Origin of the sequence: Sulfurimonas sp. SWIR-19, assembly GCF_020410885.1 — a bacterium.
GTDB lineage: Bacteria > Campylobacterota > Campylobacteria > Campylobacterales > Sulfurimonadaceae > Sulfurimonas > Sulfurimonas sediminis.
The window spans coordinates 1437463-1458781 of sequence record NZ_CP084578.1 but is presented as its reverse complement, the minus strand read 5'-3'; the positions used below and the strand labels follow the sequence as shown (position 1 = coordinate 1458781).

The following is a 21319-nucleotide window of genomic DNA, read 5'->3' as shown; positions in this document are numbered from 1 at the left end:
TCTCTCAATGCAAAAAGACATTTATGAAAAAATTATAAGCTTTTTGCTTGGAGCATCATGGGCAATAGTATTGTTCGGTGCTCTGTTTACTTTCAAGATATTTATCAATTTCGGAATCGTAATAGCGATTTTTACCACGATGGTCTATATCTTTATCTCACTCTTTCTTATTCTCGCAATAGATGCTTTTTTAGTCAATAAACAACGACTTCAAGAAGCGAAAAAACAAACAAAACTGCTAGAAAAAATCTATACTCAAGTTACTTCATAACGTCCTTTAAAGCATACATTGGTTAGAATAAGAACAATTAATTTATTTTCACAAGGAAATTTATGTTTGAAGTAGTTATCGGTCTTGAAGTCCACGTACAATTAAATACAAAAACGAAACTTTTTTGCTCGTGTCCTACGAGTTTTAACCATAAGCAAAATACAAATACCTGTCCGACCTGTCTGGCACTTCCCGGTGCACTTCCTGTGCTTAACAAAGAAGTTATACATAAATCCATAATGCTCGGTACGGCCCTTGATGCTACGATTAACAGAGTTTCTTATTTTGACAGAAAATCCTATTTTTATCCGGATTCTCCCTCTTCTTATCAAATTACACAACTCTATACACCTATAGTGGAGCATGGAAAACTGCAAATTGATTTTGAAGACGGTTCAAACAAAACGATTCGTGTCAATCGGGCACACATAGAGGCTGATGCCGGTAAAAACATCCATGACGGCAATATTTCAAAAGTTGATTTGAACCGTGCCGGAACGCCTTTGCTCGAAATTGTAAGCGAGCCGGATATGCGCAGTGCTGAAGATGCGATTCTTTACCTGAAAAAACTCCACTCGATTATTCGTTATTTGGATATAGGGGATGCAAATATGCAAGAGGGCTCTTTTCGAGTGGATGTAAATGTCTCTATCCGTCCAAAGGGAGATGAAAAGCTGTATACCCGTGTCGAGATTAAAAACATCAACTCTTTTAAATTTATTCAGCGTGCCATAGAGCTTGAAGTGGCTCGTCAGATCGATGCATGGGAAGATGGAACATATGAAGAGGAAATTTGTCAGGAGACACGTCTTTTTGATCCTGTAAAACAGGAGACACGTTCCATGAGAGGAAAAGAAGAAGCGGCTGATTACAGATATTTTCCGGAACCTGATCTGCTCAAATGTGTGGTAACAGATGAAATGATGCAAAAATATACACAAATTCCTGAACTGCCTGATGCAAAAAAAGAGCGTTTTGTGAATGAATACGGTATGAATGAATACAACGCAATGGTAATCACTTCTGCTGTGGAAACAGCAAACTTTTTTGAAGCAATGCTGCAGGAAGAAGGAGTGAGTGCAAAAACGGCTACTATATGGCTGACTGTAGAGTTGCCTGCCCGTTTCAAAGGGGAGATAAATATAACGAACTCTCCGGTAGATGCAAAAAAGCTTGGATTTTTGGTCAAAAGAATAGATGATAAAACCATCAGCGGCAAAGCGGCGAAAGAAGTTTTGGATTTTTTAATGGAGAATGAAACGGCAGATGTTGACAGTGCAATTGACAAACTCGGACTCAAACAGGTTACAGATACCGGAGCAATCGAGGCAATGTGTGATGAAATTATCAATGCAAATGAGGATAAAGTTGCACAGTACAAAGGCGGAAAAGAGAAACTTTTCGGTTTCTTTGTCGGTCAGGTGATGAAAGCAAGCAAAGGAAGTGCAAATCCTCAGGTTGTCAATGAAATTCTTAAAGCTAAACTGGGCTAACTTCTATGATAAAAAGTTTGATACTTGATGCGGCCTATTTTTTAAATACCTCAAAAAAGTATCAGTCTTTTAAAAACTTTTTTTACAATATTTTAGAGAATGATAAGTGTAAATATAAGAGATACATAGATATTTTTATGATTATACTTATTTTTATAAGTGTAGGTGTTTTAATTCGGGAAGTCAAACATCATGTAAATGACTACCTGATGTTTTTTAGCAATTATGTCATTTCTATCATTTTTTTTATAGAGTATATGCTGCGTTTGTGGGTAAACAGCAGTGTCAGTGAAATCATTGTCAAACGCGCGGAACATGATACATTTCTGCTTCGCGAGGTCAATCTTTACAAAGCTTTTAAAAAAATACTCAAAGTAAAACTCAGCTATATGGCATCACCAAAAGCTATTATAGATCTTCTTGCAATTTTACCGTTTTTCCATGAATTGAGACTGTTGCGTATCTTTATTCTTTTTCGGGTTTTTAAACTTTTTCGATATGCCAAAAGTCTGCAAATTTTAAGTTCTGTTCTTGCAACAAAAAAGTTTGAGTTTTTTACGCTTGGTATTTTTGCCTTTGTTGTCATTTTTATCTCTTCTGTTTTGATTTATGTTATGGAAGGCAACAGGGCAGACTCTCCTGTTGATACTCTTTTTGAAGCACTGTACTGGGCTATAGTGACCATTTCGACTGTGGGATACGGCGACATAGTTCCGGTAACGAGCGAAGGGCGTTTTGTATCTATCATCGTTATCATCGCAGGTATTGCAGTTTTGGCATTTACTACATCTTTGTTTGTTTCTGCTTTTACCGAGAAACTTGAAGAAATCAAAGAGATAAAAACAATTGAAAATATTGCCAAACTGAAAAAATTTTATCTGATATGCGGATATGAAAATATCGCCAGGGAAGTTGCCAGAAAACTTTCAAAAAGCGGGCATAATATTATCGTTCTTGATGAAGATACACAAAGAGTGGAAAATGCAAAAATGGACGGGTATACTACATTAAATTATAATCCCGGCAACAAAGAAAGCTATGAAAAACTCAACATAGATATGCAAAAACAACTCAGAGGTGTGCTGTGTCTGCGTGAAAATGATGTAGACAATGTCTATGCCGCTTTGACTATACGGTCTTTAAACAAAGATGTTATGATTTTGTCTTTGTTAAACAATGATGCAAACCGTAACAAACTGGAGTTTGTAGGCATCAATAAAATAGTCTATCCTCAGGAGCTTGTGGGGCTTATAACAAAAGAGTTGGTAGGAAAGCCTGTTGCTTTTGAAGTGATTCATGAGCTTAGGAGTGAAGATTCTGATGTAATTATCGATGAAATCGGCATCACCAAAAGAATAGTGGAAAACTTCCCTACAGTCGGAGACTTGAACAATAAACACTACAGTATCGTTTTGCTCGGTGTTTACAAACATGAAAAAGACCGTTTTTATTTTAATCCTTTAGACAGCACTTTGCTGGAGGCAGGAGATTATCTTTTGGTAATTGGATATCAGGTGTATATTAAAGAATTTGAAAAATATTTACATACAAGAGTACATGATGACTAAAACTACAGCACTGATATTTGGACACAATAAATACGCTTATGAAATCATAAAAAATGTAAAAGACAAATACAACAGCATCAAAGTGTACTCTTTGGATGAGAGTGATAAAAAAGAGGGTTTGTATGATGTGGAACTTTTTGATTTAAGTGATGAGTGGGAAGAGATAGAAAACAATGTAGATATTGAAAATTCAATAGCTTTTTGTGCATTGGAAGACCCTTCCGAAAATATATTTTTAACGATATCACTGCGTTCAAGTTTTGAAAACCTGACAATTATAACGATTGCATCAAATAAAGAAAATTCAGATAAACTGAAAATGGCAGGAGCCACAAAAGTCATTCCGATTGTAGAGACCACATCGGATATTATAGCAAATGTACTGGAAAAGCCGGTATCGAACAAGGTACTGCACAGTATTTTATATGAAGAGAGTGATCTCAAAATTGCACAAATTAAAATTGACGATACAAGCCATTTTAAGGATGAAAAACTTAAAAGTATAGACTGGACACGATATAATGGCATACTGGTATTATCTGTGATGCATGAAGATATGCAGAGTGAATTTATATATTCAAACAAAGCAAAAGAGCATGTTATAAAAAGCGGTGATATTCTCGTAATAGTAGGATATGAAAAAGATATACAGGAATTTGAAAATTTGATTGGGAGTAAGCGATATGTCAATTGGAGTCATTGGAGCAGGTAAGTGGGGCAGTGCTTTGGCATTTGCTCTGAGTGAAAAAAACAGTGTTTTTATTACGTCTAGAACTCCGAGAGATTTAGACAATTTTGTCACTCTTGATGAGATTCTTGCATGCGAGTATCTTGTGATTACAGTACCGGCACAGCAGATAGCAGACTGGCTTGAAGAAAATTTTGTATTTAAAAACCAAAAAATTCTTGTGGCATCCAAGGGTATAGAGGCTACAAGCGGAAAGTTTTTAAATGAAATATATGAAAAGTATGTTCCCGATGAAAATATAGCCTTTTTATCCGGTCCCTCTTTTGCTTCAGAAGTGATGCACTCCCTGCCGACTGCCTTGGTTATAAACTCTTCGAATGAAAAACTTGCTCAAGAGTTGGGTGATTTGTTTCCCTCTTTTATTAAAACATATACTTCCGATGATGTAATAGGCGCAGAAGTTTGCGGTGCATATAAAAATGTCATTGCGATTGCCGCGGGTATATGCAATGGATTGGAATTGGGAAATAATGCAGCTGCGGCGTTGATATCTCGCGGTTTGGTTGAAATGCAGCGCTTTGGCATTGCATACGGCGCAAAAGAGGAGAGTTTCATAGGTTTAAGTGGTGCAGGTGATCTGTTTTTAACAGCTTCTTCTCCTATGAGCAGAAACTTCAGAGTAGGAATCGGTCTTGCAAAAGGCCGTACTCAAAAAGAGATTCTTGAAGCACTGGGCGAAGTTGCAGAAGGAATAGGAACTGCGTATGCTCTGCATGACATCTCTGTAAAGCAAGATTTGTATCTTCCTATTGCGAGAGAAGTGTATCTGACACTCGAGGGGAAAAATCCACATGAAAGTTTGAAAGATTTATTGACAAAATAGGATGTAAGGACTTATATGAAAATAGCAGTGGCACTGAGTACAGGACTTTTCTTTTTTGCTCTCAGCGGAGTCTTTTTTACACTCCAACAAAGTTCCCTTATAGGGTGTATAGCCTTTTTTGTAATGCTTTGGACAAACGAAGGTCTGCCATTGGGCGTTGTCTCTCTTTTACCCATAGTTCTTTTTCCTGCCTTTGGGATTTTAGATACAAAAATGACTGCCGCAAATTATGCCAATCCTATCATTTATCTCTTTTTTGGCGGTTTTTTACTTGCAATAGCGGTTGAAAAAACTAAGCTGCATTTACATGTAGCCAATAAACTTCTGGGTCTGTTTCCTGCAACACCAAGAGGGATGATATTTTCTCTTGCACTGACATCAGCACTTTTAAGTTCCATTTTGTCCAATACTACAACAACCCTGTTACTTATCAGTATTGCAGTTTTTTTAACAGATAACATAAAATTAAAAATGCGTTTTGCCCTTGCTATCGCTTATGGTGCAAGTATAGGAGGTATATTGACACCCATCGGTACACCTCCAAATTTGATTTTGCTCGGTATTATGCAAGAACACAATATGCAGCTTATCCCGTTTTTCCAGTGGATATTTATGGTTGCACCGCTCTCTCTTTTTATGTTGACAAGTGTCGGTTTTCTACTGAGTTACGGTGTCAATGCGATACCGATACAGGCAAAAATAGAAAAAAAAGTTTTAGAGCCGTCACAAAAAAAAGTGATGTATTTAATGTTGGGCCTAATTGCACTCTTGTTTGTCAATGCTCCTGTAAGACCCTACTGGAATGGTCTTGGTATGAGTGAGAGTGGCATACTGCTTGGTTTTGGATTGGCACTGTTTATGCCGCCTTTTAATATACTGCAATGGAATGAAGACAGTAAAAAAATTCCTTATGCCATCATGTTTTTGTTTGGCGCGGGTTTTTCCATTGCAAAAGCTTTTGCACAAACCGGACTGGCAGATGAACTTGCATCATATCTCTTGCATATGACCGAGCTTTCACCATTGCTGCTTCTGTTGAGTGTTGCTGTATTGATAACCTTTACGACAGAAATTACGTCAAATACGGCACTGATTTCTATAATGCTGCCTGTTATCTACTCTGTAGCAGAACACTCAGGAATAAATACAACACTTTTTATGATGGTGGCCACTCTGTGTGCGAGTTATGCTTTTATGCTTCCAATCGCCACACCACCCAACGCTATTGCAATGAGCAGCGGAGCTGTCGGGGTAAAAGATATGATGAAATATGGAATAGTTTTGAATTTGCTTGGAATATTTTTTATCGTTTTCATTGCAGAATATTTCTGGAAAAATATTCTATGATTTTCTTTTTCTGATGTACATGTAAAGGTCTTTGATAATTAAAAAAACAGAGTAGATCCATAAAATATCTATAACAGGGTTATGCTGCAGACCATGTGTCAGCATATAGGGATAAGCAATGGCGATTGGCCATTTTAAAAAATAAAAAAATAAAATTCCTACGCCGTATAATTCTTTCATAGGAAGTATCTTAGCCAAATGTTATAAAATTTTTGCTAAGATTTTAAGAAGATAATAAATTTTTGAAGGTTGAAACAATGATAGTCCATATAGTGATGTTTAAATTTAAAGAGGAAAATAAAGCTTTCAATATAGCCAAGGTAAAAGCGAAACTTGAAAATCTGGAAAAAAGTATTGATGTCCTCAAATCTATTGAAGTCGGTATTAACTTTAATGAATCAGACAGAGCGATGGACCTCTCTCTTTACTCAACTTTTGCAACTGAGGAAGATCTTAAAATCTATGCAACACATGAAGAGCATCTCAAAGTGGTCTCTTTTATCAAAGAAGTTACTGTAGAGTCAAAAGTTGTTGATTATATACTAGAATAAGTGAATTTTCCTAAAATGACGATAAAACAAAATAAAAAATAGACTTAAGTCGTCAAACTAGCTCTTTTTTATCACATCAGCTTATATTTCTTTTTGATATAATCTCACAAAAATATTTTAAGTGCCTGACCAGGCACTTGTAAAGGATGAAAAGATGATATCAGAACCAAGATTGGAAGATATAGGTGATTACAACACATTAAAAGGTGAAAAAAAGAGAATTGTCTGGGCCGTTATCGTTGCAGGTCTGCTTTTGGGAGTTGTTTATCTGATAGCCTATAATCTCTACGGCAATACAAAAGATGCGATTCCTGTAAAAGATGAAATAACAGTGGTTCCTTTAAGCAAAAGTATTCCGATTAGATAAGTTTTGGCTATAATTTCTCAATTAAAATAAGGCGGTGACGGCATGTTAATGACAATAGTAGGAATATATAGTTTTTATGTATTGATAATGATATACACTAGTGTAATGCAGATAGGCTATATCAATCTTATAAAGAGAAAAACACCGGTTTTACTCTCTGCCGCCGATTTCTTAAAAGCGGGTAATTATGCTGTCGAAAAAGAAAAGCTTTCCATTGTGAATACATTTGTGGACTATCTTGTATTTATCGGCTGGATTGGTGTGGGATTGAAATACCTTGTTGAACAGTACTATACTATGTCAAACCAGGCATTGATGAATGTGGCTATAGTGATGAGTTTTGTAGTAATTAACTATATTATTTCTTTGCCTTTTTCTTATTATGAAAAATTTGTGATTGATGCAAAATACGGCTTTAACAATTCAACCCTTGGACAGTGGATAAAAGATACGCTTATCTCTTTTTTCCTGACAATTGTTTTTGGCTCCCTGGTTGTGTGGGGTGTTTATGAAATCATTGTAAATTTTGAGTTGTGGTGGCTGTGGAGCTTTTTATTTATTTTTGCGATAGTGATTTTGATAAATATGCTTTATCCTACTTTTCGTGCAATGTTTTTTGATAAACTGACACCGCTTGAAGATGCAGAACTTGACAGTGAAATTAAAAGACTTATGGACAAAACAGGTTTTGTAAGTTCGGGTGTTTTTGTGAGTGATGCGAGTAAGCGGGACAACAGGCTCAATGCCTATTTTGGCGGATTCGGAAAAGCTAAAAAAGTTGTTTTGTTTGACACGTTGCTCAAAAAACTGACAACGAAGGAGCTTTTAGCCGTTTTAGGGCATGAACTCGGACATTTTGCACATGGGGATATTTATAAAAATATTGCTTTGGTGGGTGTGATGCTTTTTGCAATGTTCGCAATCTTTGGTAATTTGCCGGATTCGCTTTATATGGAACTCGGTGTTTCTAAACAGCCCTATGTCATTATGATTTTACTGATGCTGTTTATGCCGGTACTTGGTTTTATTATGATGCCTGTTATGGGCATTGTAAGTCGCCATAACGAATATGAAGCAGATAAGATGGGGAGTGAACTTGGCGGAAGTGCGGGTGCAATTGAACTTGCAAATGCACTGAAAAAACTGGTCAATGAAAACAAAAGTTTTCCGCTTTCGCATCCTTTGTATATTTTCTTTCACTATACACATCCTCCGGTAATAGAACGATTAAAGGAACTCGGCATGGATGTGGGATACATAGAAAAAAGCGGTACTGAGGGTAAATGCGAAGCAGATATATAGTCAAAGATTTACTTCGTGAGGTAACACAGAATCTGCAGCCCTGTGTACAAAGAGCCCCAAGGGAAGCGCAACTTCTTTTAATGAAATATCTTGGGGTGGATGAACTCTGGCTCATTACCCATCAAAACAGTTCTGTAGAAATTTCTCAGCAGTTTTTCCAATGGGTACAAAGAAGACAAAACAATGAACCTTTTGAATACATCACAAAGCAGGTCAGTTTTTACAGTGAAGAATTTTACATAGACGAGGGAGCCCTGATACCCCGTCCAGAAACAGAACTGCTCATAGATGAAGTGATCAAACATGTGCCGGATAAAATGAGTGCTTTAACCTTTGTGGAGGTCGGAGTAGGGAGCGGTATCATCTCTATAATGCTTGCAAAGACTTTTAAAAATTCTAAAATCATAGCAGTGGATATTTCTCAAAAAGCTTTGGATGTAGCACAAAAAAATATAGAAAAATTTGGACTGCAGGAACAAATTGAATTGCGATTGGGCTCACTGCTAGAGCCGGTTTGCGAACAAATAGACTATCTGGTTTCCAATCCGCCGTATATTGAAAACGGTATTGCTTTGGAATCAAACCTCTCCTATGAACCGCAAAATGCACTTTTTGGCGGAAGGGTGGGTGATGAAATTATTAAAGAACTTCTTGATGAAGTCTTAAGACAAAAGATTAGATTTTTTAGTTGTGAGATTGGTTATGACCAACAAGATAAAATACGGGATTATATGCAAGGAAAAGATTTTAAATCTATAACTTTCTACAAAGACTACAGCTCGTTCGATCGCGGATTTACATTACAAATATAACAAGGTTTTACAAAATGAAAAAAAATATTTATTTGGATTTTACATATTTTATTGTTTTAGCAGCTACTTTTGGGGCTGTTTTGGTTTTAGGTGCCATCGTTGCGCCTGTTGTTTTTCATACAGACAAGATCACAGTCAACTTGCTGATAGACCATTATAATGCGGGTATTATAATGGGAGAGATTTTTCACAGGTTTTCATATTGGACCTATTTTGTAGCCACTTTTGTCGCTTTGTATGAGGCTATAGCTTATAAAATGGGTCAGCGGGATGCTATCAGTTTTGCAGCAGCTGTCACAGTGATATTTGCATCTTTGATGTTTTCTGCAGTGTATGTTCCAAAAATCCTTTCCATGCAGGCACTGGGAACAGAAGCTACGCAAAGTGATACCTTTGAACATCTTCATATTGCAAGTGAGATAGATTTTAAAATACTGGCATTTGCTCTTTTGGTCCTGTTTGTCAGAAGATTGATGCTTTTAAGAGTACCTTCGAAGCCACTTTAACGCTAAATTAACACTATTTTGATAAGATTTACTTAAGAGCACTTCTAAAAACCCTGATATACCTCAAAGCCAAAAAGAGGAGTGAGATTGTGCAAAACTTTTCTTGAAGCATAGCCGTAGCTCCTGCGTAGTTTTGCCTTGTATTAGCACTTTTGCTATAATGTTAAGATACATCAGGGTTTTCAGAAGTGCCCTGAACATATTTTTTGTATTAGGTGGTTTTATGTCAATTTTTAAATTTTTCATTCTTGTTTCTCTTTTTTCAACACTTCTTTTGTCTTATCCGAATTATTCACAGGCCTTTAAAGAGAAGAAGCTTTATCCTATGGGTGAAAAAATTTATAAGAAAAAATGTTCTGATATAGATGTAAAGAGATACAAAAGTTATGAAGAACTCTCAAATGCTTTGCTTGCAAAAAAGAGTTGTGCAACACTCAATAAAAAATACCTGGAGGCTTTGGCGCTTTATCTGTGGGAGGTTAAAAGAGTCGCAGGCAAACACAGACATTTTACTAAACTTACTGTTTCAAAAGATGAGAAATGCCCTGTGTGCGGTATGCTTTTGTATAAATATCCGAGTTGGATTTCACGTATAGAGTATGATGACAAAAATGTATCTTTTGACGGGATTAAAGATATGATGAAGTACTATTTTGAACATCCGAAGAGGATAAAACATATGTTGGTGCAAGAGTATTATACGCAGCAGGTTATTGATGCAAAAAAAGCCTATTTTGTTATGTGGAGTGATGTGTACGGACCCATGGGAAATGAGTTGATAGCTTTTAAGGATGAAGCATCTGCCAAAAGGTTTTATCTTGATCATAAAGGCAAAAAGATACTCAAGTTTGATGATATAACGCCTGAAGATGTGTATAAACTGGATGAATAAAAAAAGCCGTTTTTGTCTCTTTACATGTAGTGTTTTGATAATTGTAGCAATAGGGGAGATACTGTATTTGCAGAAGAATAATACACTGACAAGAAAAGAGCTTGAGACCAAGAGAGCATTTGTCAAAACAACAACTGTTTCTAATTTTGTTTTGGCACTGAAAAACAACTCTATAAAGACAATGCCGTGAAAAAGATTAATTTTCATCTTCTTGAATATGCTGTTAATTATATCTTGCGATATAAAGCAAAGAACATATTTATTCTTATAATACTGACACTGCTCATTGCTCTGTTGGCGTCATTCTTTTTTGTGCAAAACTCACTGAAGTATGAACTGGAATCAACACTTGATACGCAACCGCAAATTATAGTGACAAATCAGAAAGCGGGCAGAGACACCACTGTGGATGAGCATGTTATAGATAGCATTGTAAATATAAAAGGTGTTTCTGATGTAACCGGACGGGTATGGGGATATTATGAGTTTAAGCATATGCATGCCAGATTTATTGTAGTGGGTATAGATGAATTTGAAAACCAATACAACACTACTTTTGAAAACATAATAAAAAACGGTGAACTGAATGCTTCTTCTATGCTTGTAGGAGAGGGGGTCAAACGCATATTGGATGCAAGTTATTACAAAGAATATTTCAACTTTATCACTTCTGATTTATCAGTAAAAAAAATTTATATAGCAGGGACATTCAAAGCCGCAACACAGTTGGAATCAAATGATATGATTGTTATGAGTAAAGATACGCTAAGAGAAATATTTGCTTACAAAAACAGTGAGGCTACAGATTTGGCTGTTCGTGTCAATAACCCTCTGGAGCTATCCTCCATAATGTCGAAGATTCAAAATATGTTTCCAACTTTTAAAGTCGTTGCAAGAAAGGATTTGAAAACAGCGCTTGAAAATCAGTTTAATTCTCTCAGCACTGTTTTTTTAATTCTGTTTACCATTACTCTTTTTACATTTTTTATGATTGTTTATGACAAATCAAGCGGACTCAGCAGTGAAGAGAAAAAAGAAATAGGGATACTCAAGGCTATAGGCTGGACGATAGAGGATGTTCTTACAGCGCGTATGTATGAAGGGCTTATTATCTCTTTTATTGCTTATTGTATGGGAATAATTCTGGCTCTCTTTTTTGTATATATTTTAAATGCTCCAATCATTAAAAATATATTTATAGACTATAATGATATTGCAAACAGTTTTACACTTCCCTTTGTGCTTGACTATAAGATACTGCTTTTACTCTTTTTGCTCAGTGTTCCTGTATATATGTTTGCAACAGTCATTCCGTCATGGAGAATTGCTACGCTTGATGCTGATGAGGTAATACGATGATAAAACTGTTACATGTAAGCAAAATATATGATGATATAAAAGCTTTGGATAATATTGATTTGGAAATTGGCGAAGGCGAACTTGTCATATTAAAAGGCGTCAGTGGCAGTGGAAAAAGTACCATACTTTCATTGATTGCCGGACTGCTCAAACCGACAAGCGGAGATGTTCTGGTTGAAAATAAACATATCTCAAAACTGCCCGATCATTTTTGCTCGAGATACAGAAGAGACAATATCGGGTTTATATTTCAAAAATATAATTTGATTCCGACGCTGAGTGTTCGTGATAATATTTTACTGCCATTGGTACCGTTAAACCTGGATGAAAAAGCTTTACATGTAAAGCTTCATGCTGTAATGAAGATGTTTGACATTGAACATAAAAAAGATGTGAGGGTAAAGAGTCTTTCGGGTGGTGAACAGCAAAGAGTTGCAATAGCCAGGGCAAATGTCAATAATCCGAAAATAATTCTGGCAGATGAACCGACTGCAAATCTGGATGCAAAGCTCTCTTGTGAATTTATACAAATCCTCAAAGAATTAAAGTCTATGAACAAAACTGTCATCGTTGCAACGCATGACCCTCTTTTTTTTGATTTGGATTTTGTGGATCGTGTTGTAGAGATACATAATGGTAAACTGCTATGCTCCTGACGCCTGAAGTATTGACGATTGATATACTCAATCTGCTCTTTGTTGTTTTTGCCACTCTTGCATTCTATTACAGTGTGAAAATACTCTACCGGTATGATCGCAATGCTACAACTCCCTTACAGTATAATCTGGAAAAACAAAGCTATCTGGTAAGTGTAGTTATAAAATTTATTTTTTACACCAAGGTTGTATTGTTTATATTTTTTATTTTTACGCTTGATGATATTTCAAATATTTTACCCGGGGCAATGTGTGGAGCCGGTGTCGTCAATGCAACACAATACGGTACCTATCTTCTGATACTGAAAGTCATCAATTTGTATATTTTTGCCTACTGGCTGGTACTCAACAGTGAAGATATGAAATCAGAACAACAGATATATTTACAATTGAAGTTAAAAGTATATTTGTTTGCATATTTTTTACTCATCCTCGAAATAGGGCTGGAGAGTCTGATGTTTCTTTCTATAGATACAAAGAGTGTTGTAGACTGTTGCGGTGCTATTTTTTCTACAACCGACGGTACCTATATGGCACATTTGCTAAGTATAAACCCGATCATGCTTCTTGGAAGTTTTTATGCTCTGTTTGCGTTTATTGTATTTGCATATAAAATAAAAAACAGATATCTGTTTTCTCTTATGAATCTACTGTTTGTTATTGCAGCCTTGGTCTCACTCATAGGTTTTTTTGGAACGTATATATACGAACTGCCAACACATCACTGCCCGTTTTGTCTGCTGCAAAAAGATTATAACTATGTAGGATATTTGTTATATATATTTTTATTTATCGGTACTTTTTTTGGTATTGTTCTCGGACTTGTTCCTTTTGGGAAAGAAGATGAAAATGCAAAATATAAGATATCACTTTTTTTTACAACTCTGTATGTTGTAGCTGTAAGTTACTACCCGCTGGCATATTATATAAAAAATGGTGTTTGGCTGTAAAAATCAGACGTTATGCTGGTTGTCTCCAAATTTACTGTTCCACCACTCTTGAGGTGTGTAGGTTGATTTTTTAACACTCTCCTCATCAAGCGGGTATTCATAAGCACTGCAGTAGTCAAGTATAATTTGGTATGCTTCATTTATTTGCATACTCATCTGTGTTGCCTGCTCATAGTTGTCTTTATGTTTGTCAGGATGCCATTTTTTCATAAGGTTTTTGTATTTGTTTTTTATTTCTTTGAGAGAAGCTTTTTCGCGAAGACCAAGGAGTGATTTGGCCTTCATTATTTTTTCAAAAGAGTGCAATGGAGTTAGTCTTGTTGTTGTCTCATATAAGCAGGAATATCGAGATAGTCACCGTCAAGCTCACCGCCTACGACAAGTCTCGGTCTTACTTTGGCACGAACAGGAGGAGCAGGTGTTTCACTGACAAAATCTTCATTGTTTGTCAGTTCTTTTTCAAAGCCTGTTGCAACAATAGTAATCTTGATATAGTTTTCAGGTATCTTCTCGCTTGTAGATGTTCCCCAGATAACTTCTGCATCATCATGTGCACTTTCATGGACAACTTCCATAGCTTCTGCAAGTTCCATCATTGGAAAATCAGGATGCATACTGAAATGTACCAAAACACCCATTGCACCGTTAATGGACATGTTGTCTAAGAGCGGAGACTCTATTGCCGCTTTAATCGCTTCATAGGCTGCATTTTCACCTTCATGTTCACCCACACCCATCAGTGCCATACCTTTGTGACTCATAACAGTTTGCAAGTCGGCAAAGTCAAGGTTGATATCATTGTCCCCGCTTGAGAGAATAACACCTGATGTTCCGCTTACAGCCTGCGCCAATACACTGTCTACTATTTTAAAGCTCTCTTTAAGCCCCAGTCTTCGGTCGATGATTGATAAAAGTTTGTCATTTGGAATAACTACTATAGAATCACTCTCTTTTTTGAGTTCTTCCAATCCTTCTTCTGCCAATTTTAAACGTTTTTTTCCTTCAAACATAAAAGGTTTGGTAACGATTGAAATAGTAAGGGCTCCGACTTCTTTGGCTATCTGGGCAACTACAGGTGCAGCACCTGTTCCTGTTCCACCACCAAGACCTGCAGAGATAAAAACAATGTCAGCCCCTTCAAGTGCTGCTCTGATTTCATCATAATTCTCCAGTGCAGAATCTTTGCCTATACTTGGTTTCATTCCGGCACCCAAACCTTTTGTAAGTTTTGCACCTATTTGAATCTTTGAAGCGGCATTTGTTTCATTGAGAACCTGTGCATCGGTATTGATAAGCATCATTTCAATACCTGTAACACCTTCATTAATCATATGTCCTATCATATTTCCACCGCCGCCACCGACACCGACAGCTATAATTCTTGCACCGGTAGGGCTTTGTGCTTCTTCTATTACAAATGGTTCCATTCTTTCACTCCTTTAAAATAACTGGGTTGCCCAGTTCCAAAATTTACTGAAACTTCCAGCTTCATCACTCTTTTTCTCTTTCACTGTCTCTAAGTTTACCATTTTATCCTTATCACTAACTGTTTGTTCTTCTGATGGGACTATAGGTATAACAGGTTCATTGGACAGATCAATACTGTTTGTTACTGTCGGTTCTTCATTAGTATGACGGACTCTTTTATTGACATCAATCTCATAAGGGGTATAAGGAGAAGCAGAGTAGATAACCAGTCCGACTGCACTTGCATATTCCGGACCGCGCAGTGAGTCAAAAAGACCGTTCATCTCAATAGGTTTTGCCAAACGAACAGGGACAGAACCAAAGGTTGCTACTGCCAGGTCCCGTATGCCGTCCATTTTTGAAAAACCGCCTGTGAGGACTATACCTGCTCCAATCTGCTCTTTAAGCCCACTGTTTTCTATAAACTGTGCAAGTATCATTAATGTCTCTTCAACTCTTGCAAAGATAACATTATGGACAACTTCCAAAGAGACTTCATGTGTAGAGTTTTCATCTCCGATAATAGGAAGCTCTATTAAGTCATTGCTTGGTGTGAGCAGTGAACCATAGGTCAGTTTTACTTTGTCTGCAACATTGAGCGGTGTATGCAGTGCCATGGAAAGGTCACTAGTCACATGGTTTGAACCAACACCTAAAAATTCATTGTAGCGAATTGAATTGCCTGAGTGAATGGCAATGTTGCTTGTGTTGCCACCCATATCTATAACTGCGGCACCTAACTCTCTTTCATCTTCATTGAGTGTTGCGATGGCTGAAGCATAACTGTTAAGGACTACATTTTCCACCTCGACACCAGCTCCTCTGACAGCTTTTTTAAGGTTGTTCAGGTTTGATTTTTGTGTCGTTATAATGTGTGTTTCAACCTCAAGTCGTGAAGCATTCATTCCAAGCGGGTCTTCTATATAATCCTGATCATCTACTTTAAAGTTAAAAGGCAGGGCATGCAGAACTTCATATTCGTTTGGTATATTGGCGTTGTACAAAGAGGTATGCATAACACGTTTTATCTCTTCAAAGGAGATCTCCTTTGATTGAATGTTTACAATACCGTTTGAGTTAAGGCTTTTTGTGTAGGCTCCGGATATAGAAACAATTGCAGTGTTGATGTTGCTGCCTGATACCCGTTTTGCATCTTCAACTGCCGTTTTTATACTTCTTGAAGCAAGTTCAATGTTTGTTATGCTTCCCTTTTTTAAACCCTGTGCTTTTGTTGTGCCTGCACCGGTGATTGAGATTGTATGATTATTGTCGATTTCTGCAATGATTGCACAAATTTTTGTCGAACCTATATCTATGGCTAAAACAGTTCTACTCAATTTAGAGTCCTTGAATATAAATCTCAGTTTGGTACTTGTTTTGAAGCGTTTTTATAAGCCCTTCGTTAAACAGAGTATTTTTTAATTTTGCGACAGTGTCGCTAACATCGTTGTTTTTATTTGTAAGCAGTTTTTGTTCCAAAATGTTGTATAAAACAACTTTTCCGTTATTCAGAGCGATAGAAGATCTTTTTTTATCACTCACAAACAGTTTTTGTAAGAAGTCAGCAGCTTCTTGTTTGCTCAGAGGTGCTAACTTGTCTACAGAAGTCACAGTAAGAAAATCAGAAGTTCTGCCTATAAAAGTATTTACAGAATCATTGACAAGTTTCATCAGTTTTTCTTTTTTCATTTGTGTTATATAGAGTGGCAAAATTTCCGCTTTTGCTTCTTCAAATGATTTTGGTTTTGCAGGTATTGTTTTTGTTAACTCAAAAATATAGTATGTTCCGTTGATATTTATCGGTTTTGTATATGGTTTCGTCAGTGCCAGTTTGGAAATTGTATCAAGTGTCTGCACATTGAACGGATTGTTTGATTTTGAGATTTGCGCACTTTGCGGTTTTATATTTTCTTGAAGCTTGTTCTTTTTAAATGCTATATATGTTCGTAAGGCTTTGTCTTTCATCGCTTTTGCATTGAGTTCACTGAGAACTTTTTCTTTAGCTGCCTCAAGAGGTAAAATTTTACCGTCACTGCCTTTGAAATGTGTTCTGTTTTCTTTGTAGTATGTCGTAATCTCTGTATCGCTGAATTCTTTTGTTACAGGGGCTACCTTGATAAAATTAACCTCGTATACAACATCATTCATAAAATTGTTTTTCTGTTTTTGCCAAAACTTTTTTAATGCTTCATTGTCTATGGAAACCTGAATGTCGTCAAGTGTAAGGACTTTATAGTTTATTTTGTCTGCGATATTAAAAATCGTGTTTAAAATATTTTCTTCATTTTTTGATGTTTTTACAGGAAGAAGTTTCAGGGTTTTTTGTATAAGAAGTTCTTTTCGCAACTCGGTTTCATACTCTTTGATACTCAGTCTGTTTTGGGAAAGAACAAGTTTGTATGTCTCTTTGTCGAATGCTCCGTTTTTGTAAAAAGCTTTTTGCTGTTTGAGTGCTTCAATCATCTCTTCGTCACTTACAATAAGATCATATGACTGCGCAAGATTGATAAGCAGTGCCTGCTGTATCAATTGTTGGAGTGCCTGTTTGTCCAATCCGAACTGTTTTGCTTTTTCTTCATCAAAGTTTCCCTGAAACATTTGATTATACTGTGCATAAAGACGAGAATAGGTTTTTTGCAGTTCACCGTTTGTAATTTCAACATTTCCCACTTTTGCAACAGCACCTGCTTTGTTGCCATAGCTGTATTGCCCCCAGCCGACAAAGCCTGCTCCAACAAATGCTATTGTTGAAATCCATATAGTTATAATAAGCCATTTCTTATGTCTTTGCATCCATGTAATCATATAATAAAAACCTTGTTTGTGATATTGTTTGATATTCTATGTAAATTCGTATTAAAACTTGATAAAGAGAGAAAATAAAAGGTATAATTTGCCTATGAAAAACAATGAATTGAAAAACAGAGACCTGGATGTCCTTTGGCATCCGTGTACACAGATGAAAGACCACGAAACGCTGCCGCTTATTCCGATTAAAAAAGCACACGGCATTTACCTGGAAGATTTTGAGGGGAACAGGTACATAGATGCTATCAGCTCCTGGTGGGTAAATATGTTTGGACATACGAATGAATATATTAATTCAAAAATAAAAGAACAGCTTGATACTTTAGAACATGTTATCTTGGCAGGTTTTACACATGAACCGGTTATAAGACTCTCAGAGCGTCTTGTAAAACTAACACCGGCTAACCTGGATAAGTGTTTTTACTCAGATAACGGTTCTTCTGCTGTTGAACTTGCTTTGAAGATGAGTTATCATGCACATTATAATGACGGAAAGAAAAAATCTCTTTTTGTCTCACTGAGCAATTCATACCATGGAGAAACCATAGGTGCTTTGAGTGTCGGAGATGTGAAACTTTACAAAGAGACCTATGAGCCTCTTTTGATTAAAACAATTCAGACACCGGTTCCGGTTGATATGAGTGAGACGGCAGCTGTAGAAGCAGCGCAGAAGTTTGAAGAACTGTGTCAGGAAAAAGCATCGCAAATCAGTGCCTTGATATTAGAACCTCTTATACAGGGTGCAGGCTATATGCATATGTACCATGCAAAGTATCTGGTGCTTGTTCGGGAAATATGTACAAAATATGATATTCATCTTATAGCTGATGAGGTAATGGTTGGTTTTGGAAGAACAGGAGAACTTTTTGCCTGTGAAAAAGCAGGAATTTCACCGGACTTTCTTATTCTTTCAAAAGGCTTGACGGGTGGATATTTACCGCTTTCTGTGGTGCTGACTTCCAATAACATATATGCAAAATTTTACTGTGACTACAATGAACACAAAGCTTTTTTACACTCCCATTCCTATACAGGGAATGCCTTGGCCTGTGCCGCTGCAAATGCAACGCTTGATATTTTTGAAAATAACAATATTATTGCAAAAAACAAAGAACTTGCAGAGTATATGTCACAAAAACTGCAAAAATTTTCACAATTGCCAAACGTATCGCAAATCAGACAGACAGGTATGGTGTGTGTGGTAGAGTTACAAGGGTATGATGCGAAAGAGAGAATAGGGCTGAAGGTATATGAGTATGGATTGCAACATGGTGTTTTACTACGCCCGCTTGGACATATAGTCTATTTTATGCCGCCTTATGTCATCACAAAAGAAGAGATAGATATTATGATGGATACAGCATACGAAGCTATAAAAAATCTTTAATTATAATCGCAAAGAGTCTGTGACTCACCTAACATAAGCAGTCGACAGCTCTTTTCCAAAATGGCAAGTTTTTTTGCCATTTCATGAATATCTCTGCTGTATGCATAAACCCCATATCCGCGAATCACCATGAGATTTGTCTTTTTTGTTTGAAAATACAAAATAATTTCACTTTGTGCTCTTTCATACCAGTCTTCAAATTGTTTGGGATCAATTATTTCCACCAAGCCTATCTCTGTATATCCAAAATAATCTTTTGGAATGATAATGTTATGTTCAAGCGAATAGGCTGTAGTAAATTGTGGCATACTGAAGCATATAAATTTTGCTTCTGAAATATGCGAATAGATACCCTGATGAATATTGGCGTCTATACTTGCCTGTTTCCATCTGTAGTCTTGTTTGAAAGACAACTCTATAAGACTCTCTTCGTTGATGTTGTCAAATATAGCCTCTTTTGTGTTGATGATAAAGCGGCTTTTGTCTGTTTTGGAAGATATTGAACCGTGATATATGCCAAAAAAATCTTTTCTAAACATGGAAAGAGCCAGTGATGAGAGTTGATTTTTCAGGCGTGTTTTATTCATAAGGGTTACTTAAACCAGTTTTTCATTTTGTCTATCACTGAATCCAAAATACCTTCATGAGGTTTTGATTCTATGCCAAAAGAGTCTTGAATTTTGTCTAAAAGTTCTCTTTGTTCATCAGTCAGTTTTTTAGGATACTGGATGTTGATCACAGCGATTAAATCACCTTTTCCGTGTCCGTGGACATCTTCTATCCCTTCACCTCTAAATACATACCGTTGTTTGTCTTTTGTTCCGATGTCAAGTTTTAGCTCAAGCTCTCCTGTTAAAGAAGGTATTGTCAGGGTATCTCCTTTAACGGCTTGAGTGAAAAATACCGGAATTTCAATATATACATCGTTGTCATCTCTTATAAAATGTTTGTCAGGTTTGACTTCAAATGTTACATAAAGGTCGCCACGGTTTCCTTTTTTTCCAATATTTCCTTTTCCTGAAACGCGTAAGCGGTTCCCGCTGTCAATACCTTTTGGCACAGAGATGGTAATAGTCTCTTTTACCTCTTCATAACCTTTGCCATGGCATTTTCTACATTTGTCTGTAGCTGAACTGCCTGTTCCGTTACATACCGGACAGGTTTGAGAAAAGGTCATAAAGCCCTGTTTCATATAGATTTGCCCCTGTCCTTTACATTGCGGACATGTTGAGAGTTTGCCGTCTTTTGCTCCTGTACCTTTACATGCTTCACAGGCTTTTTTGTAGGTATATTTTATCTCTTTCTCACAGCCAAATACAGCCTCATTAAAATCAATGACAATATCGACATTCATGTCAAGCGGATATTTGTCCATATCGGCAGGATTCTGGCGTCTTGCGCGTCCGCCGCCAAATCCGCTGAACATCTCTTCAAACATAGATCCCAAATCATCAAAACTTGAAGAAGAACGACTGCCAGCACCCATTCCCTGCAGACCCTCTTTGCCGTAACGGTCATAAATACTGCGTTGCTGGTCGTTGCTCAAACACTGATAGGCTTCATTAATAAGCTTAAATTTGTGTTCTGCCTCTTTATCTCCAGAGTTTTTATCCGGATGATATTTTTTTGCCAAAGTCCGGTAAGCTTTTTTGATAGTTGCCTTATCTGCATTTTGTGATACTTCTAAAATCTCATAATAGCTTAAATGTTCCATTATAATAAAATCCTATTTAAATATTTTTTTGAAATTATACCCATTTTGTAGTTTAAAAAAAAATAATTAGATGATATAATGCTGTTTAAGTACCAATCCAATAATAAAACCAAATAACAGAGCTTTAAAATGATGACTAGTACAAGGCAAAAACTCGCAGGAGTTACTGGTAGCTTTTGCTATGCCCCTTTGGCTACAAGGAGTTTTTAACGCAGTAATAGGTATCATTTTAAAACTCCTTTTGGGCGACAAGGAAACACTCCTGTTTCGTCGTTACATTTTCTTGAATTAGCTACGG

At 36.6% G+C, this 21319-nt stretch carries 24 protein-coding genes; 17 read left to right on the top strand and 7 right to left on the bottom strand.

What is annotated here, in order from left to right:
• Positions 1 to 7 precede the first annotated feature (7 nt).
• The 6 genes from LCX93_RS07595 (at position 8) to LCX93_RS07570 (ending at position 6250) form a co-directional block, all read left to right on the top strand.
• Positions 8 to 271, top strand: coding sequence for a hypothetical protein (locus LCX93_RS07595; protein ID WP_226065585.1), 264 nt, complete (start codon positions 8 to 10; stop codon positions 269 to 271).
• A gap of 62 nt (positions 272 to 333) precedes the next feature.
• Positions 334 to 1764: an Asp-tRNA(Asn)/Glu-tRNA(Gln) amidotransferase subunit GatB gene (gatB, locus tag LCX93_RS07590; RefSeq protein ID WP_226065583.1), complete on the top strand. Its 1431-nt coding sequence runs from the start codon at positions 334 to 336 to the stop codon at positions 1762 to 1764.
• 5 nt (positions 1765 to 1769) lie between these two features.
• Complete coding sequence (locus tag LCX93_RS07585) at positions 1770 to 3332, top strand: ion transporter (protein WP_226065581.1); 1563 nt, start codon at positions 1770 to 1772, stop codon at positions 3330 to 3332.
• On the top strand, positions 3322 to 4044 hold the full coding sequence (locus tag LCX93_RS07580; protein WP_226065579.1) for an NAD-binding protein: 723 nt from the start codon (positions 3322 to 3324) through the stop codon (positions 4042 to 4044). The genes LCX93_RS07585 and LCX93_RS07580 overlap by 11 nt, the downstream gene beginning before the upstream one ends.
• Positions 4016 to 4903, top strand: coding sequence for an NAD(P)H-dependent glycerol-3-phosphate dehydrogenase (locus LCX93_RS07575; protein ID WP_226065577.1), 888 nt, complete (start codon positions 4016 to 4018; stop codon positions 4901 to 4903). The genes LCX93_RS07580 and LCX93_RS07575 overlap by 29 nt, the downstream gene beginning before the upstream one ends.
• A 15-nt stretch (positions 4904 to 4918) precedes the next feature.
• Complete coding sequence (locus LCX93_RS07570; RefSeq protein WP_226065575.1) at positions 4919 to 6250, top strand: SLC13 family permease; 1332 nt, start codon at positions 4919 to 4921, stop codon at positions 6248 to 6250.
• On the opposite strand, the gene LCX93_RS07565 is transcribed toward LCX93_RS07570, so the two are convergent.
• Complete coding sequence (locus LCX93_RS07565; RefSeq protein WP_193150016.1) at positions 6245 to 6430, bottom strand: hypothetical protein; 186 nt, start codon at positions 6428 to 6430, stop codon at positions 6245 to 6247. The genes LCX93_RS07570 and LCX93_RS07565 overlap by 6 nt on opposite strands.
• A 77-nt stretch (positions 6431 to 6507) precedes the next feature.
• Here LCX93_RS07565 and LCX93_RS07560 point away from each other — a divergent pair, with 77 nt between their 5' ends.
• From LCX93_RS07560 to LCX93_RS07515, 10 genes are all read left to right on the top strand, one after another.
• On the top strand, positions 6508 to 6801 hold the full coding sequence (locus tag LCX93_RS07560) for a Dabb family protein (RefSeq protein WP_226065573.1): 294 nt from the start codon (positions 6508 to 6510) through the stop codon (positions 6799 to 6801).
• 154 nt (positions 6802 to 6955) lie between these two features.
• Positions 6956 to 7168 (top strand): hypothetical protein, encoded by a 213-nt coding sequence (locus LCX93_RS07555; protein WP_226065571.1) that lies wholly within the window; start codon positions 6956 to 6958, stop codon positions 7166 to 7168.
• Positions 7169 to 7210: 42 nt separating this feature from the next.
• The gene (locus LCX93_RS07550) at positions 7211 to 8470 is read left to right on the top strand and encodes a M48 family metallopeptidase (protein WP_226065569.1); all 1260 of its coding nucleotides are present in this window, start codon (positions 7211 to 7213) and stop codon (positions 8468 to 8470) included.
• Complete coding sequence (gene prmC / locus LCX93_RS07545; RefSeq protein WP_226065566.1) at positions 8452 to 9282, top strand: peptide chain release factor N(5)-glutamine methyltransferase; 831 nt, start codon at positions 8452 to 8454, stop codon at positions 9280 to 9282. The genes LCX93_RS07550 and prmC overlap by 19 nt, the downstream gene beginning before the upstream one ends.
• Before the next feature lie 14 nt (positions 9283 to 9296).
• Positions 9297 to 9788, top strand: coding sequence for a DUF4149 domain-containing protein (locus LCX93_RS07540; RefSeq protein WP_226065565.1), 492 nt, complete (start codon positions 9297 to 9299; stop codon positions 9786 to 9788).
• Positions 9789 to 10011: 223 nt separating this feature from the next.
• Positions 10012 to 10680: a nitrous oxide reductase accessory protein NosL gene (locus tag LCX93_RS07535; protein WP_226065563.1), complete on the top strand. Its 669-nt coding sequence runs from the start codon at positions 10012 to 10014 to the stop codon at positions 10678 to 10680.
• On the top strand, positions 10673 to 10870 hold the full coding sequence (locus tag LCX93_RS07530; RefSeq protein WP_226065561.1) for a hypothetical protein: 198 nt from the start codon (positions 10673 to 10675) through the stop codon (positions 10868 to 10870). Before LCX93_RS07535 ends, LCX93_RS07530 begins: the two co-directional genes overlap by 8 nt.
• Positions 10867 to 12039 carry an ABC transporter permease gene (locus LCX93_RS07525; RefSeq protein ID WP_226065559.1) on the top strand — a complete coding sequence of 391 codons (1173 nt, stop codon included), beginning with the start codon at positions 10867 to 10869 and terminating at the stop codon, positions 12037 to 12039. The genes LCX93_RS07530 and LCX93_RS07525 overlap by 4 nt, the downstream gene beginning before the upstream one ends.
• Complete coding sequence (locus LCX93_RS07520) at positions 12036 to 12695, top strand: ABC transporter ATP-binding protein (protein ID WP_226065557.1); 660 nt, start codon at positions 12036 to 12038, stop codon at positions 12693 to 12695. Before LCX93_RS07525 ends, LCX93_RS07520 begins: the two co-directional genes overlap by 4 nt.
• A complete protein-coding gene (locus LCX93_RS07515; protein WP_226065555.1) occupies positions 12686 to 13645 on the top strand; it encodes a hypothetical protein in 960 nt (319 codons plus the stop codon). Before LCX93_RS07520 ends, LCX93_RS07515 begins: the two co-directional genes overlap by 10 nt.
• 3 nt (positions 13646 to 13648) lie before the next feature.
• On the opposite strand, the gene LCX93_RS07510 is transcribed toward LCX93_RS07515, so the two are convergent.
• The 4 genes from LCX93_RS07510 to LCX93_RS07495 are packed head-to-tail and all read right to left on the bottom strand — an operon-like array spanning position 13649 to position 17917.
• Positions 13649 to 13930, bottom strand: coding sequence for a J domain-containing protein (locus LCX93_RS07510; protein ID WP_226065553.1), 282 nt, complete (start codon positions 13928 to 13930; stop codon positions 13649 to 13651).
• Between the two features lie 26 nt (positions 13931 to 13956).
• Entirely contained in the window at positions 13957 to 15072 is a 1116-nt protein-coding gene (gene ftsZ, locus LCX93_RS07505; RefSeq protein WP_193150005.1) for a cell division protein FtsZ, read from the bottom strand.
• 12 nt (positions 15073 to 15084) lie between these two features.
• A complete protein-coding gene (ftsA, locus tag LCX93_RS07500) occupies positions 15085 to 16449 on the bottom strand; it encodes a cell division protein FtsA (protein ID WP_226065551.1) in 1365 nt (454 codons plus the stop codon).
• A gap of 1 nt (position 16450) precedes the next feature.
• On the bottom strand, positions 16451 to 17917 hold the full coding sequence (locus LCX93_RS07495; RefSeq protein ID WP_226065549.1) for a peptidylprolyl isomerase: 1467 nt from the start codon (positions 17915 to 17917) through the stop codon (positions 16451 to 16453).
• Between the two features lie 94 nt (positions 17918 to 18011).
• On the opposite strand from LCX93_RS07495, the gene LCX93_RS07490 reads away from it, so the two are divergent.
• Positions 18012 to 19307 carry an adenosylmethionine--8-amino-7-oxononanoate transaminase gene (locus LCX93_RS07490; RefSeq protein WP_226065547.1) on the top strand — a complete coding sequence of 432 codons (1296 nt, stop codon included), beginning with the start codon at positions 18012 to 18014 and terminating at the stop codon, positions 19305 to 19307.
• On the opposite strand, the gene LCX93_RS07485 is transcribed toward LCX93_RS07490, so the two are convergent.
• Together LCX93_RS07485 and dnaJ are read right to left on the bottom strand one after the other, a co-directional pair.
• Complete coding sequence (locus LCX93_RS07485) at positions 19304 to 19894, bottom strand: class II aldolase and adducin N-terminal domain-containing protein (protein ID WP_226065545.1); 591 nt, start codon at positions 19892 to 19894, stop codon at positions 19304 to 19306. The two genes, LCX93_RS07490 and LCX93_RS07485, sit on opposite strands and share 4 nt — an antisense overlap.
• 5 nt (positions 19895 to 19899) lie before the next feature.
• Positions 19900 to 21021 carry a molecular chaperone DnaJ gene (gene dnaJ / locus LCX93_RS07480; RefSeq protein WP_226065543.1) on the bottom strand — a complete coding sequence of 374 codons (1122 nt, stop codon included), beginning with the start codon at positions 21019 to 21021 and terminating at the stop codon, positions 19900 to 19902.
• Positions 21022 to 21319: the final 298 nt, after the last annotated feature.

Excerpts from the sequence above, each read along its gene's own strand:
- LCX93_RS07595 (WP_226065585.1), top strand. The coding sequence starts at position 8 with ATGCAAAAAGACATTTATGAAAAAATTATAAGCTTTTTGCTTGGAGCA.
- ftsZ (WP_193150005.1), bottom strand. The coding sequence starts at position 15,072 with ATGGAACCATTTGTAATAGAAGAAGCACAAAGCCCTACCGGTGCAAGA.
- LCX93_RS07555 (WP_226065571.1), top strand. The coding sequence starts at position 6,956 with ATGATATCAGAACCAAGATTGGAAGATATAGGTGATTACAACACATTA.
- LCX93_RS07530 (WP_226065561.1), top strand. The coding sequence starts at position 10,673 with ATGAATAAAAAAAGCCGTTTTTGTCTCTTTACATGTAGTGTTTTGATA.
- gatB (WP_226065583.1), top strand. The coding sequence starts at position 334 with ATGTTTGAAGTAGTTATCGGTCTTGAAGTCCACGTACAATTAAATACA.
- LCX93_RS07520 (WP_226065557.1), top strand. The coding sequence starts at position 12,036 with ATGATAAAACTGTTACATGTAAGCAAAATATATGATGATATAAAAGCT.
- dnaJ (WP_226065543.1), bottom strand. The coding sequence starts at position 21,021 with ATGGAACATTTAAGCTATTATGAGATTTTAGAAGTATCACAAAATGCA.
- prmC (WP_226065566.1), top strand. The coding sequence starts at position 8,452 with ATGCGAAGCAGATATATAGTCAAAGATTTACTTCGTGAGGTAACACAG.
- LCX93_RS07540 (WP_226065565.1), top strand. The coding sequence starts at position 9,297 with ATGAAAAAAAATATTTATTTGGATTTTACATATTTTATTGTTTTAGCA.
- LCX93_RS07570 (WP_226065575.1), top strand. The coding sequence starts at position 4,919 with ATGAAAATAGCAGTGGCACTGAGTACAGGACTTTTCTTTTTTGCTCTC.
- LCX93_RS07550 (WP_226065569.1), top strand. The coding sequence starts at position 7,211 with ATGTTAATGACAATAGTAGGAATATATAGTTTTTATGTATTGATAATG.
- LCX93_RS07510 (WP_226065553.1), bottom strand. The coding sequence starts at position 13,930 with ATGAAGGCCAAATCACTCCTTGGTCTTCGCGAAAAAGCTTCTCTCAAA.
- LCX93_RS07485 (WP_226065545.1), bottom strand. The coding sequence starts at position 19,894 with ATGAATAAAACACGCCTGAAAAATCAACTCTCATCACTGGCTCTTTCC.
- LCX93_RS07565 (WP_193150016.1), bottom strand. The coding sequence starts at position 6,430 with ATGAAAGAATTATACGGCGTAGGAATTTTATTTTTTTATTTTTTAAAA.
- LCX93_RS07585 (WP_226065581.1), top strand. The coding sequence starts at position 1,770 with ATGATAAAAAGTTTGATACTTGATGCGGCCTATTTTTTAAATACCTCA.
- LCX93_RS07560 (WP_226065573.1), top strand. The coding sequence starts at position 6,508 with ATGATAGTCCATATAGTGATGTTTAAATTTAAAGAGGAAAATAAAGCT.
- LCX93_RS07535 (WP_226065563.1), top strand. The coding sequence starts at position 10,012 with ATGTCAATTTTTAAATTTTTCATTCTTGTTTCTCTTTTTTCAACACTT.
- LCX93_RS07495 (WP_226065549.1), bottom strand. The coding sequence starts at position 17,917 with ATGATTACATGGATGCAAAGACATAAGAAATGGCTTATTATAACTATA.
- LCX93_RS07575 (WP_226065577.1), top strand. The coding sequence starts at position 4,016 with ATGTCAATTGGAGTCATTGGAGCAGGTAAGTGGGGCAGTGCTTTGGCA.
- LCX93_RS07515 (WP_226065555.1), top strand. The coding sequence starts at position 12,686 with ATGCTCCTGACGCCTGAAGTATTGACGATTGATATACTCAATCTGCTC.
- LCX93_RS07580 (WP_226065579.1), top strand. The coding sequence starts at position 3,322 with ATGATGACTAAAACTACAGCACTGATATTTGGACACAATAAATACGCT.
- LCX93_RS07490 (WP_226065547.1), top strand. The coding sequence starts at position 18,012 with ATGAAAAACAATGAATTGAAAAACAGAGACCTGGATGTCCTTTGGCAT.